Below are 13781 nucleotides of genomic sequence, written 5' to 3' on the forward strand. Positions count from 1 at the left end.
ATCGTAAAGATAGCCCTTGACATATTATGTCGTAGTGTTATCTTTAATCACAGACATAATATGTCAATAAGGACAAATATGAATATCCACACAATTGCCAACCACCTAAATGAACTTGGCGACAACAGCCATACTGGCTTTCAATTTGATTGTTATCCAATTAATGGTGACGTGGAAGTCTTACAAGTTAACGTAGTTGGTCGTGAAGAGATCCCGGTATTTGTATCGGTCACGGACAACCAGATCCTTTGCATCAGTTATCTCTGGGGCGAGGATGAAGTAAATCAAGAACGTCGTAGCGAAATGTTTGAGACCATGTTGGAGCTCAACATTCCAATGCCACTGTCATCGTTTGCAAAAATTGACGATAAGTACGTGGTTTACGGCGCACTATCAGTGCACTCAAGCATGCAAGAGATTGAGCAAGAGTTATCTGTTCTTTCTGACAACTGTCTCGAAGTTATCGACGAACTCGTCGACTACCTTAATTAAAGGAGCCACATTATGGGCATTCTAAACAAAATTCTTACGGCCTTCCGTGGCGGTGCTACTGAAGTTGGCCAAGGCATCGTTGATGCTAACTCTACACGTATTTTTGAACAAGAGATCCGTGATGCAGAGAAACACCTCACTAAGGCTAAGCGTGACTTAACTGAAGTGATGGCCAAAGAGATGCAAGCGAGCCGTGAAGTCGATCGCCTAAAGCGTTCAATTGCCGAGCACGAAGGCTACGTAACTCAAGCACTTGAGAAAGGTGACGAGCCGCTAGCACTTGAAGTGGCTGAAAAAATTGCTGAACTTGACCAAGAGCTTAACGATCAACAGTCGGCAAATGATAGCTTCAGCGCACACGCTACACGCCTAAAAGAGCTAGTACGTAAAACTGAGCGTCAAGTGACTGATTACCAGCGTCAATTAACTATGGTTAAAACCACTGAGAGCGTGCAGAAAGCGACGGCGACTATTACCGACTCATTTGCAGGCAGTAACTCTAAGTTACTTAATGCTAAAGATTCGCTAGAGCGTATCAAGGCTCGCCAGCAGTCATTTGATGACCGCCTAAAAGCCTCTGAAACGTTAGCTGAAGAGAACAGTGACAAGGCGCTGCACGACAAGCTAGCAGCAGCTGGTATTGGTGAGCAAAAGTCTAACGCTAACGCCGTACTTGACCGCATTAAAGCGCGTAAGGGCTAAAGGAGACTGACGTGGGATTTCTAAGCAGCCTATTTGGCAAAAAAGAGGAACCTAAACGTCAACTCGACCACCCAACAAAACTCAACAAGGGAGATATGATCTCCCTTGATGACAGTTTTGCGCTGCCGCCACAACTTCGTGGTCAGCAGCTGCGAGTTGAAGCGGTGAACACCTATGAGTACCAGCGTAAACAACAGACTGAGTGGGTACTAAAGGGTCACAGTGGCGATGCCATTTTCCTCAGCCTTGATGAAGATGACGAAACCTATCTGGCTCTCTCGATTAAGATCAGCCGCGGTCAGGTCGAACAGTTCTTCGATCTCGATCAGTTTAGCGATATCTTTGAAGAAGCTGGGAAAGCCGAGTTAGATACGCAAACTCTGTCACCAGACTTAAATGATTATGAACAGTGGTTATCGCCTCATTATCATCAAGTGACGACTGGAAGTTTTGGTTATTTCCATCGTCAAGATTATCGTGGCTTAAGACCTCCCCAAGACGCCGAAGGTGCAACGGGTGAGCCGTTTGAGTCCTATCAACTGCTTGACGATGACGAAGACAAGGCTGTCGATGTTGAGGTCTATGAAAGCGGTGACACAGATGTAATGCTGACGCTCTATCGTCCCTTGTCCGATATCAGAGAATATTGGCCAGGCGCATAAATTAATGGTTCTAGATGTAAATCTAGAACCATTTTTGTTTCAACTCCGATGAGTGGTAGCATAGGAGAGATCCCGTAGCTTGTTAATACGGATTGGTAAATTTAGGTATCGCACGCATGACCAAACAAACAAAGACCTTACCTGCACAGTGGCAACAGAACCAAAAAGCAGCCAAGGCGACACAAATTGCCTTCGATCTGGATGAAAAATTCCAATATGCTATTCGTAAAGCCGCGCTCGATGCAGGTGTAAGCCCATCGGATCAGATCAGGGAAATACTTGGCTTAACTGTGACTAAACGCCCTAAGCGTCCTCGCCTTACTGTATCGCTCAGCCCGACTGATTATGAAATGTTGGCCGAGAAATATAACCTCTCTGCCGATCAGCAACTTGAAATTAAAAAGTATGTGTTAGATGATTTAATACAATTTAGTGCTGATAAATAGGCACAAAACACGGTGCCAGATGGATATTAACTGGCGCCTCTAAAGATGGACCTAATCGATGGCAAATAAAAAGCGCTGGCTACTTCAGCCTGAAACGCCCCCTACCCCGATTCAACTTGCGATGATGTTACTGTCATTACTGTCGGTGATAGTGGTGCTAGTACTGACATTCGGTCGCGTCGATGGCGAAACCAAGCGCCTTTTGTTTATGATAGATTTCAGTATCTGTCTTATCTTCATGTCTAACTTCTTTTTTGAACTGTTCAAAGCCAACGAAAAAGCCAGCTATTTAAAGCACCACTGGATAGATTTCGTCGCCAGTATTCCCGCCATTGAAGCCCTTAGAATGGCGCGTCTGTTCCAGATCCTACGAGTTATCCGTCTCATTCGCATGAGCCGCTCATTGATTGTTCCTATGCTGAAACAGCGTAGGCAAGCGACGATAGCGAGCTTATTAGTTGCTCTCATCACCATTTTAACCTTTGCTTCAGTGCTAGTGCTGATTGTTGAGAGCGGCGTAGAAGGTGCCAATATCGATACCGCCGAGAGTGCAATTTGGTGGGCCTTAGTGACAATATCGACTGTAGGTTATGGTGATTATTACCCTGTGACGACAGCAGGCCATATCATAGGTGGTGTGGTGATTGTTTGTGGCGTCAGTTTCTTCGGTGTGATTTCAGGTTATATGGCATCGGTTTTTGTCGCGCCCGATGAAGCAGAGAAGCTCGATAGCCATACAGAAGAAATTCGCTCAGAGCTTAATACCAGCCTTGCGCGCATGGAGGCGAATCAAGAGAAGTTGATCGCCGAGCTCAATGAGCTAAAACAAGCCATCGAAGATAAGAAGCCTGAATAATTTAGGAAATCAGAAGCTGCTCCTGAATTTGTGTCTTTCTGAGTCTAAGTCGTAAAAAAGCCCACATCAATGTGGGCTTTTTTACGACTGCAGTTACCCGCACATTAACGCCAATATGGCTCATTGAGCATGGCGCTACGACGAGAGAACTCCATCGCCTGAACTAAACTTTGCTCTTTGTTCTCTAGCCAGCCACTAATATCTAAGTAAGCAGTCTCGCTAATCATCTTTAGCTGACGATAAGCAGCTAAGGTGCGGATCCCTAAGGCTAAGTCCTGCCAAGGCGCTCTAAACTGATCTCGTGATTTTTCGCTGTAGAGCCCACCGTAGGCGACACCAACAAAAATACTGTCATCCAGTGCCTTAGCAACCGATAAATAGTCGGAGCTACTCAACTCATTATCTCGCGGCATTACATCTAGAATTCTTTGCCATGAGTTTTCCTGTATCTTATCGGCGAAACTTCTCAAATCGAGCGCTTTATCTATAATGACCTTACCATCATTAAGCTGCATCAATAGGTCAACCAAGTGCACCTGTAGGCGGCCGTAGCAAATATCTCCAAGCAAAGCTTCAGCTTGCTCGATAATATTCAGCTGTTGCAATTTAACTAGAGCCACATCGACCAAAGCCTGATGCATAGGTAATTTAGCCACTAATGCCGCATCATTCTCGATGATGCTATAAAGACTTAAGCCTTCTTCAATAAAGTTAAGCCGCTGTTCAATACAGTCAAAGTCAGTTTGGAATGAGTCTTCAAGCAATCCGAACTGTTTCAGAGTATTTTTCAACAAACGGATACAGGCGCGTAGACGATAGCTCAGCATCGGCAAAGCCATGATGTTCTGTGTAGGCGCTAAAATCAGTGCTTCTATGGTCTGCCAGCGATCTAACCCTACGGCCAATAAGTTAATCGCGACATGCTTAAGACTTTGCTGAGGATCAATTTCAATAAACTTAAGTGCCTCAATAGACTCGATGCTAGATTGCCCCGCAAGTTGATAGCCTCGCTGTGCCTTGCTCGCTTTACCCAAACGCACAGGAATTGCTCGACTGACGATGCCCGCAAGGGTCAATAACGCGCTGGTATCACCTGCAATTAGCTCAAATTCTAACTCGCAAATGGGGTCTACGGCCTCACCGACGCGGATCTCCCCCATGTCTAAAGCGACTTCAACTAGGCTGTCATCGACAAAGACATGCCAACGCTGACGGGCAAAATCAGTATTAAACAGGCAGTAGAGTTCTGACTGGGTCTGTTCAACATTCGCACCTTCAGGCCAAATTTTATTCGGAAATAAATTTAATTGAGGAAAGTTTTGATCTATATCAATATTGTACTCAGGACGAGAATGGATCCCCCCTACAACCTGACCTTTTGTCTTAATTGTCTGCTCTAAATGTTGATTAATGCCTCTAATTCGTAGACCCATGTCCCATTTTCTTAAAGTTAGGTCTGGGGTATCAAAGTAACCATTTGTCAGTACTTCTCTACCTTTAGCATCGCAACTAGGTAAGCTATCTAACAGGTTTATAAGGCTTTTCTTTTCATTCTCATTAAAAAAGAGTTTCAGCTCAATCTCAGCGTCCATCGATGTATCTGCCACCTTGTCATCAAAAATTAATCAATCTGTCATTAAAGTTACACACTGTAATATTTCTGCAATAATATCGCCGTAGGATCCGCTTTGCAGTTAGGATATAACTAGCTAGAATAAAAAACTGTCAATTTAAATCGTAAAACACAGTTTTCTTACGCGGCCGCTTGGGTTAACATGCGCCCGCTTTTTCCAATAGTGGAATAACCAAAATAGGTACACGGCAATGCCAGTAAACTCTATTTTAGGCGTGTTTGCAAAATCGCCAATTAAGCCTCTTCAAGAGCATATCGACAAAGTATACGACTGTGCGTCATTACTTGTCCCATTTTTTGAAGCTACTGTCGCAGGAGACTGGGACAAAGCCGTTCAATTGCGTAAGCAAATTAGCTTTGCAGAGCAAGAAGCTGACTCACTAAAACGTGAGATCCGCCTAACTCTGCCTGGCGGTCTGTTTATGCCTGTTGAGCGCACTGACTTACTGGAGCTACTTACCCAGCAAGATAAGATTGCTAACAAAGCAAAAGACATTTCCGGCCGCGTCATTGGCCGACAGTTAGAGTTACCTCTAGTCATTCAAGAACCATTTATTGCTTATTTACAGCGCTGCCTTGATGCAGTTTCTCTGTCAAAAGAAGCAATTAACGAACTCGATGATCTGTTAGAAACAGGTTTTAGAGGTCGTGAAGTGGATCTTGTCGCTAAAATGATCGCAGAGTTAGATTCTATCGAAGAAGATACTGATGATTTACAGATTAAGATCCGTAGACAGCTTTTCTCCATCGAGTCTGAATTAAGCCCTGTAGATGTAATGTTCCTCTACAAGATAATTGAGTGGGTTGGTGACTTGGCAGATCTTGCTGAACGAGTCGGTTCTCGCTTAGAGCTAATGTTAGCTCGCGTCTAATCAAAAGATTATCAAGGTAACAACATGGTTGATGTATTAGTCACCAATGGCCCGTGGCTTATTGGTATTGCGGCTCTATTTGGTTTTTTAATGGCATGGGGTATTGGCGCCAATGACGTAGCCAATGCAATGGGAACCTCTGTAGGTTCGAATGCGATTACAATTAAACAAGCGATCATTATCGCTATGATCTTCGAGTTTGCAGGTGCGTATCTTGCTGGTGGTGAAGTCACCAGTACAATCCGTAACGGCATTATTGACTCTGCTTATTTTGTCGATTCACCAGAACTTCTGGTTTACGGTATGATTTCAGCATTGCTTGCTGCAGGTATCTGGCTCGTTTTTGCCTCTGCACTGGGCTGGCCAGTATCGACCACTCACTCTATCGTTGGCGCCATCGTTGGTTTCGCCGCAGTTGGTGTGGGTGCAGATGCTGTAGCATGGGGCAAAGTAGGTGGAATCGTTGGTTCTTGGGTCGTCACACCGGCAATATCTGGCTTTATCGCCTTTATGATATTCCAGAGTGTACAAAAGCTCATTTTCAATACCGACAATCCTCTAGAGAACGCTAAGCGTTACGTTCCATTCTATATGGCTCTTGCTGGCTTTGTTATGTCACTAGTGACTGTTAAGAAAGGCCTTAAGCATGTCGGCCTAGATTTCAGTAATGGTGAAGCGTATGCGTTATCACTGGCACTGGCAGTATTAGTCGGTATCGGTGGTATGATTGCGATTAAGCGACTTAAGATGGACAGCAAGGCTGACCGTCAAACACAATTTGGTAACGTTGAGAAAGTCTTCGCTATCCTAATGGTTGTGACCGCTTGTTGTATGGCATTCGCTCACGGTTCTAACGACGTTGCTAACGCAATTGGCCCATTAGCAGCAGTAGTCTCTGTTGTTGAAAGTGGCGGTGTGATCAGCAATAAAGCAGACCTTGTTTGGTGGATCCTTCCTCTAGGTGCTGTTGGTATCGTTTTAGGTCTTGCTATCTTTGGTCAACGCGTAATGCAAACCATAGGTAAGAACATTACTCACCTAACGCCAAGCCGTGGTTTCGCAGCTGAACTTGCTGCGGCATCAACCGTGGTTATTGCATCGGGCACAGGTCTACCAATCTCTACTACACAAACATTAGTGGGTGCAGTACTAGGTGTGGGTATGGCTCGTGGTATTGCGGCAATTAACATGGGTGTTGTTCGTAACATCGTGGTTTCTTGGGTTGTAACCCTTCCAGCGGGTGCTGGCCTTTCAATCATATTCTTCTTCATGATTAAAGGCATTTTTAACTAAATCCAAGCAACATCAGTATTACAAATACTGAGTAAAAATGAGGGAAGTTTGATAATTTTAGTATCAAACTTCCCTTTTGCATTTTATCCCTCTTTTGCCACTTGCATTACCCCCTTTAAATCCCTAGCATGTGGGCTAAATTTCGTAGATGAGAATAGATTAGTGTTAAGAATTCTAATTATTGTGGGAACGATGTTACTTTCCCCTTCTTTGCTTGCAGCAAACCAAACGCGCTACATCTCAGATGATGTTTACATCTACCTCCATGGTGGCCCAGGAACTCAGTTCCGTATCTTGGGCAGCATCGAAGCTGGCCAAGAGGTAACGTCACTTAAGGAAACCCAAGGCGACTACAGTAAAATAGTCGACCACAAAGGTCGTGAAGGCTGGGTTCAGAGCAAGATGCTAAGCGCTAAAATGAGCCTTCGTGTTCAGCTTCCTGCGATACAAGCAGAGCTTAAGCAAACCAAAGCTGAACTAGAGACAGCATTAAGCAGCGGCGATAACAATGCCCAGGAGCTGAGACAAGTTAAATCTCAACTTGCTGCGGCTCAAAAAGCCTTGGACAGCGCTAGCAACGAGCGCGATAGCGCCAAGGCTAAACTTGCGAGTATGCAGAGAAACGAACGTTTCGAGATGTGGAAGCAAGGTGGTTTTATCGCAGCGGGTGGTTTACTACTGGGTATCATCTTAGTCTATCTACCAAGGCCACAGCGTAAGCCTAAGAGCCGCTGGTAACTAATGATATTGCCGCTGCAGTCTACTGCTTAGCAACATTATTAGTTTAGCTATCTAAACAACAGTCACAGCGTAAGCCTAAGAGTCGCTGGTAACTAATGATATTGCCGCTGCAGTCTAACTGCTTAGCAACATTATTAGCTTAGCTATCTACCAAGGTCACAGCGTAAGCCTAAGAGCCGCTGGTAGTCGCTATCAGTCTAACTTAGCAAACTCCCCAATGAAGCCTGTGCTATCTATGCACAGGCTTTTTTATTGCCCGTGTACGGCTGAAATTACGCCGCCAAGAGTTCGACTAATCACTGCAAGGAAAATGAAAAGGGTTATCGATTCTAGGTATCATCTTGGTTTGCTTCATAAAATATAAAACGGCTAAAATTCGTCGGTAATAATTCAGTGAAACCGCATATAAAGCCGCTACGATTAAAACACTGTGTTATTTTTAATCTTTCGCTAGCCCGTACACCATAAGGGCTAGCGCACCTTACTCGCAGTCAAAATCAAACGCAGATCACACTAAATATGTCATTATTGCCACTCATCACATTTTATGGTTATAATCGGCCCCGCGAACGCCTTGGATTGTATACAAAAGAATAACAACAGAGGTTTTGTCGCAACACCTTACCCAAGCAATCGGCCCCTACGGCCTAGATGGAAGCGATTATTATGTTCAAAGCGAGTGAAGTTCTAGCTGGTCATTATGATACAGCCGATCTCAACGAACTGTTCCAAGCGATCAGCGATAATTACATTGTCGATGAAGAACAATATTTATCTGATTTGATAAAGCTAGTTCCTTCAAGTGATGAAGAGATCAACCGTGTGACCACCCGAGCACACGAGCTAGTTAATAAAGTCCGTCAATACGACAAGAAAGGCCTTATGGTCGGTGTTGACGCTTTCCTTCAGCAATATAGCTTAGAGACTCAGGAAGGCATTATTTTAATGTGTCTTGCCGAGGCGCTACTGCGTATTCCTGATGCCGCCACCGCCGACGCACTAATCGAAGACAAGCTATCGGGTGCTAAGTGGGATGAACATTTAAGCAAGAGTGATTCAATCCTAGTAAATGCATCCACCTGGGGGTTAATGTTAACGGGTAAAATCGTTAAGCTGGATCATAGTATTGACGGTAAACCCAGTAGCCTACTCAACCGCCTAGTCAATAAAGTTGGCGAACCAGTCATTAGACAATCCATGCTTGCAGCAATGAAGATCATGGGTAAGCAGTTTGTACTAGGTCGTACCGTTAAAGAAGCCCTCAAGAACAGCAACGACAAACGTAAACTTGGCTACACCCATAGCTACGACATGTTAGGTGAAGCGGCGCTAACGAAAAAAGACGCGCTAAAATACTTCGAAGATTACTCAAGCGCTATTGCTTCTCTAGGTGCTCAAGAATATGACACTAGCGATGCGCCTCGCCCAACTATCTCTATCAAGCTTTCTGCACTGCATCCTCGCTATGAAGTCGCCAATGAAGACAGAATACTCACCGAGCTGTATGACACGCTAATTCTGCTTATCAAGCAAGCTCGCAGCCTTAATGTGGGGATTTCAATTGACGCAGAAGAGATGGATAGACTTGAACTTTCTCTCAAGCTATTCCAGCAATTATATAACTCAGATGCAGCAAAAGGCTGGGGACTGTTAGGTATCGTTGTTCAGGCCTATTCAAAGCGCGCCTTACCTGTACTTTGCTGGTTAACCCGCCTGTCAAAAGATCAAGGCGATGAGATCCCACTGCGCTTAGTGAAAGGAGCCTATTGGGACAGTGAACTTAAATGGGCACAAGAGAACGGCGAAGGTGGTTACCCACTTTATACTCGCAAAGCCGGTACCGATGTTTCATATCTTGCCTGTGCGCGATACTTGTTATCTGATGCTACTCGCGGCGCGATTTACCCGCAGTTTGCTAGCCATAACGCACAAACCATTGCCAGTATAACGGACATGGCTGGCGATCGAGAGTATGAATTCCAACGTCTACATGGCATGGGTGAAGAACTCTATGACACGCTCTTAGCCGAAAGTGGCGTGAAAAACGTACGTATTTACGCGCCTGTTGGCGCACACAAAGAGCTTTTGCCTTACCTTGTTCGCCGCCTACTTGAAAATGGTGCCAACACCTCATTTGTACACAAGCTCGTTGATCCTAAGACCCCTATTGAGTCATTAGTGGGACACCCTTTGACAACACTTATGGGTTACAGAAGCCTGGCTAATAATAAAATCGTTATGCCTGAAGATATATTTGGAGCGGAACGTAAAAACTCCAAGGGACTGAACATGAACATCATCTCTGAATCTGCACCATTTTTTGCCGCACTCGATAAATTTAAAGACACCACTTGGTCAGCGGGTCCGTTAATTAACGGTGAAACCTTAACTGGAGAAACCAAGGAAGTTGTAAGCCCATTCGATACTAATTTGGTTGTTGGTAAGATAGCCTTCGCCAACAATCAAGCAATAGAGCAAGCACTATCGAGTGCCGAAGCCGCTTTTCCAAGTTGGTGTAATACACCTGTTGAAGTACGTGCCAATGCCCTACAAAAACTGGCCGACCTGCTTGAAGAAAACCGTGAAGAGCTTATCGTGCTTTGTACGCGAGAAGCCGGTAAGAGCATACAAGATGGCATCGATGAAGTTCGTGAAGCTGTAGACTTCTGTCGCTACTATGCTGTGCAAGCGAAGAAGATGATGGCTAAGCCTGAGTTGCTTCCTGGCCCAACAGGAGAGCTCAACGAGTTATACTTAGAAGGTCGCGGCATATTTGTTTGTATTAGCCCATGGAACTTCCCATTAGCTATCTTCTTAGGTCAAGTGACTGCTGCTCTAGCGGTAGGTAATACCGTAATCGCAAAACCAGCAGAGCAGACATCGATTGTTGGTTACAGAGCGACTCAGCTTGCACATGAAGCAGGTATTCCTAAGGACGTGCTGCAATTCCTACCAGGTACTGGTGCTACAGTCGGAGCGGCGATTACTTCAGACGAACGTATTGCTGGCGTATGTTTTACTGGTTCTACTGCCACAGCGAAGCTAATTAACCGTACACTTGCCATGCGTGAAGGTGCGATTATTCCACTGATTGCGGAAACTGGCGGCCAAAATGCCATGGTGGTCGATTCAACATCTCAACCAGAGCAAGTGGTTAATGATGTCGTATCTTCTTCTTTCACCAGTGCTGGGCAGCGTTGCTCTGCGTTACGAGTGCTGTTTTTACAAGATGACATCGCCGATCGCGTGATCGACGTGATGAAAGGCGCGATGGAAGAACTGACTATTGGTAATCCAAACTCAGTGAAAACCGATGTTGGCCCAGTAATCGATGCCGCAGCGGCTGCTAACTTAAATGCGCATATTGACCATATTAAGCAAGTGGGCAAGCTACTCAAGCAAGTCGAACTGCCTGAAAACACTAAAAATGGTTACTATGTAGCGCCAACAGCAGTAGAGATTGACTCGATTAAAATGCTGGAAAAAGAGCACTTCGGTCCAATTTTGCATGTTATCCGTTACAAGTCTTCAGAGCTTGATAAGGTAATCGCCGAGATCAACTCAACCAACTTTGGTCTGACTTTAGGCATTCACAGCCGTAACGAAGGCCACGCCCTCAAACTCGCTGATAAGGTGAGAGCGGGTAACGTTTATATCAATCGTAATCAGATTGGTGCAGTAGTTGGGGTTCAACCTTTCGGTGGCCAAGGCCTATCTGGCACAGGCCCTAAAGCCGGTGGTCCACACTACCTAACGCGCTTTATTACTGAAAAAACTCACACCAACAATATTACCGCTATTGGTGGTAATGCGACCCTGTTGTCATTAGGTGATAGCGAAGATTAGTGACCACTTAAGTCGCTAAACAGATAAAGGCGTTACGCCACTGTAATAAAGGCCGCTTACGATTGTAAGCGGCCTTTTTAATCGCCACCTTTCACGCACTATTGACACTGTAATAGACTCATATAAAACACAGGGCTCACCAATCTACACAGCTGCACACCACTCTAATTAACAAAGAGTTGGATTATTGTATATTATTTGAGACAATCCTCTCAGTTATTACATTATTGATATACTGAGTTTAAATAACTGCTCTATAATCCAGCTGATTTTTAATCTCTTTTTTGCTCTAATCTTCCATTACTCTTTAGCTTAAGCAACTTATTAAACTGATTTTATTAGCGGTAAATAAAATGAATCTCACAATAAAGCACAAAATTCAACTAGCCGTATTAATGACCATACTTGCCATCAGTGCCACGCTGGCCACTTTGTCTACTCGTCAGCTAACTCATGATACTGAAATGGCTATTTCAACTCGGTTTAAGCTACAAGCAGAGTCAGTGACTAACAATATTTTCAGCTGGTTAGAGGATAAGAAACGCATTGTTAAAGCTAACGAATCACGAATTAAACGCGGCCTAGACAGTGATAGAGAGTTATGGTTATCGATTAACAGCGGTGGCTTTATCGACGTATACGCAGGTTTTGATACTGGCGATATTATCTCTGGTGATAAGGCACAACCTTGGCCTGAAGATTATGACCCGCTCACTCGGCCTTGGTATAAGCTGGCTTATAACAGCTCAGAAATGATTATTACACCGCCCTACGTCGATATTACGGGCGCCGCCGTAGTGACATTAGCTCAACGTTTTAATGGCGCAATGAATGGTGTGTTAGCCGCAGACTTGAGTATTGGGTATATTACCGAGCAAATTAATAACCTGCAGATCGATAATGCGGGGTTTGCTTTCTTGCTAGATGAACACAACAAGGTCCTCGCCTATCACGACACTAATTACGCTCAAAAGGATGCCAATCGTCTAGCTCAGTCATTAACCGCCCCCAATATTGAGTCATTACGAGATCAAGGCGAAATCACCACGATTAAATGGCAAGACGGCAGTGAAAAGTTACTGCGATTAACCAAACTGAAGGGCACCAACTGGACCTTAGGCCTAGTTGAGGACAGAGATTTAGCTTATCAAGCCATCGAAGAGCAAGTCATCAACAAGCTAATTGTTGTTGTCATACTTGCATTTATCATCTTGATTATCGCTTCTGTCATCGTTAACCACATGTTTAAACCTTTGCAGCAGCTATCTAATGCGATTGAAGCTCTATCTAAAGGCGATGGCGATCTAACTCAACGTTTTGCAGCAAGAAAGCAAGACGAAATAGGTCAACTAGAGAGCCACATGAACCGCTTCCTAGAGAGTCTACAGCTAATGGTTAGAGCAATTTCTAGCGATACTGAGCTGCTAATCAAGCAGATCAACGAATCCTCAGACATTGCAGCAAAAGCCAGTGAAGGCGTTAACGGCCAACATCAAGACGTAGATCAAATCGCAACGGCAATCCACGAAATGTCAGCCACAGCAAGCGAGGTCGCTAATCATGCAGAGATGACAGCCAGCGCCGCTCAAGTATCAACTCAAGCCTGCGTAGAAGGTAACGAGGTGATAGTGAAAAGCAGCGACTCGATTGAGCAGCTTTCACAGCAACTTGGTGATGCATCGAAAGTGGTTTCGGCACTTGAAGAAAATGCCACAGAGATCAATCAAATCCTCTCAACCATTCAAGCGATTGCCGAGCAAACCAACTTGCTTGCTCTTAACGCCGCCATTGAAGCTGCACGCGCCGGTGAACAAGGTCGCGGTTTTGCTGTTGTTGCCGACGAGGTACGTGTACTGAGCCATCGTACTCAAGACTCTACCGAAGAGATTCGCTCCATGATCGCCACCCTGCAGCAAAACAGCCAGCATGCTGTGTCGTCGATGGCATCGAGTACGAATATTGCCAAGTCTAGCGTCGAATTTGCCAATCAAGCAAAGCACAGCCTAGAGCGGATCACCGACTCAATCACCGAGATCTCTGACATGGCAACCCAAATTGCAAGTGCAGCCGAAGAACAACGTGCAGTATCAGAAGATATTAGCCGCAACACCCAGGCGATCAGTGATACTTCCAATGAACTATCGCACCAAACGCAAGAGGTCAGTGACAACGCGCAGCTGATGCTGCAAACCTCAGGTGAGTTAAGCGAACGGGTCTCACGCTTTAAGATCTAAATCT

The 13781-nt window shown here is 44.9% G+C and carries 11 protein-coding genes; 10 read left to right on the forward strand and 1 reads right to left on the reverse strand.

Features of this window, described 5'->3' with window-relative positions; all coding sequences use genetic code 11:
- Window positions 1–78: 78 nt before the first annotated feature.
- The 5 genes from SPEA_RS18325 to SPEA_RS18345 all read left to right on the forward strand — a co-directional run bounded on the left by SPEA_RS18325 (window position 79) and on the right by SPEA_RS18345 (window position 3158).
- Window positions 79–492, forward strand: a complete 414-nt coding sequence (locus SPEA_RS18325; protein WP_012156679.1) for a YjfI family protein — start codon at window positions 79–81, stop codon at window positions 490–492.
- Window positions 493–504: 12 nt separating this feature from the next.
- Window positions 505–1194: a PspA/IM30 family protein gene (locus SPEA_RS18330; RefSeq protein WP_012156680.1), complete on the forward strand. Its 690-nt coding sequence runs from the start codon at window positions 505–507 to the stop codon at window positions 1192–1194.
- An 11-nt stretch (window positions 1195–1205) separates the two neighbouring features.
- On the forward strand, window positions 1206–1856 hold the full coding sequence (locus tag SPEA_RS18335; protein ID WP_012156681.1) for a hypothetical protein: 651 nt from the start codon (window positions 1206–1208) through the stop codon (window positions 1854–1856).
- 116 nt (window positions 1857–1972) lie between these two features.
- Window positions 1973–2302, forward strand: coding sequence for a hypothetical protein (locus SPEA_RS18340; RefSeq protein WP_012156682.1), 330 nt, complete (start codon window positions 1973–1975; stop codon window positions 2300–2302).
- Window positions 2303–2360: 58 nt separating this feature from the next.
- On the forward strand, window positions 2361–3158 hold the full coding sequence (locus SPEA_RS18345) for a potassium channel family protein (protein ID WP_012156683.1): 798 nt from the start codon (window positions 2361–2363) through the stop codon (window positions 3156–3158).
- Between the two features lie 104 nt (window positions 3159–3262).
- On the opposite strand, the gene SPEA_RS18350 is transcribed toward SPEA_RS18345, so the two are convergent.
- Window positions 3263–4750 (reverse strand): CYTH domain-containing protein, encoded by a 1488-nt coding sequence (locus tag SPEA_RS18350; protein WP_012156684.1) that lies wholly within the window; start codon window positions 4748–4750, stop codon window positions 3263–3265.
- Between the two features lie 232 nt (window positions 4751–4982).
- On the opposite strand from SPEA_RS18350, the gene SPEA_RS18355 reads away from it, so the two are divergent.
- From SPEA_RS18355 to SPEA_RS18375, 5 genes are all read left to right on the forward strand, one after another.
- Complete coding sequence (locus SPEA_RS18355) at window positions 4983–5663, forward strand: TIGR00153 family protein (RefSeq protein WP_012156685.1); 681 nt, start codon at window positions 4983–4985, stop codon at window positions 5661–5663.
- A 24-nt stretch (window positions 5664–5687) separates the two neighbouring features.
- Window positions 5688–6956 (forward strand): inorganic phosphate transporter, encoded by a 1269-nt coding sequence (locus tag SPEA_RS18360; RefSeq protein ID WP_012156686.1) that lies wholly within the window; start codon window positions 5688–5690, stop codon window positions 6954–6956.
- A gap of 192 nt (window positions 6957–7148) precedes the next feature.
- Complete coding sequence (locus SPEA_RS18365) at window positions 7149–7694, forward strand: TIGR04211 family SH3 domain-containing protein (RefSeq protein ID WP_012156687.1); 546 nt, start codon at window positions 7149–7151, stop codon at window positions 7692–7694.
- A 654-nt stretch (window positions 7695–8348) separates the two neighbouring features.
- Window positions 8349–11543: a bifunctional proline dehydrogenase/L-glutamate gamma-semialdehyde dehydrogenase PutA gene (gene putA, locus SPEA_RS18370; protein ID WP_012156688.1), complete on the forward strand. Its 3195-nt coding sequence runs from the start codon at window positions 8349–8351 to the stop codon at window positions 11541–11543.
- Between the two features lie 353 nt (window positions 11544–11896).
- Window positions 11897–13777: a methyl-accepting chemotaxis protein gene (locus SPEA_RS18375; RefSeq protein WP_012156689.1), complete on the forward strand. Its 1881-nt coding sequence runs from the start codon at window positions 11897–11899 to the stop codon at window positions 13775–13777.
- The last annotated feature ends 4 nt before the right edge of the window (window positions 13778–13781 follow it).

The sequence above is a fragment of the Shewanella pealeana ATCC 700345 genome (assembly GCF_000018285.1).
GTDB classification, from domain to species: Bacteria; Pseudomonadota; Gammaproteobacteria; order Enterobacterales; family Shewanellaceae; genus Shewanella; species Shewanella pealeana.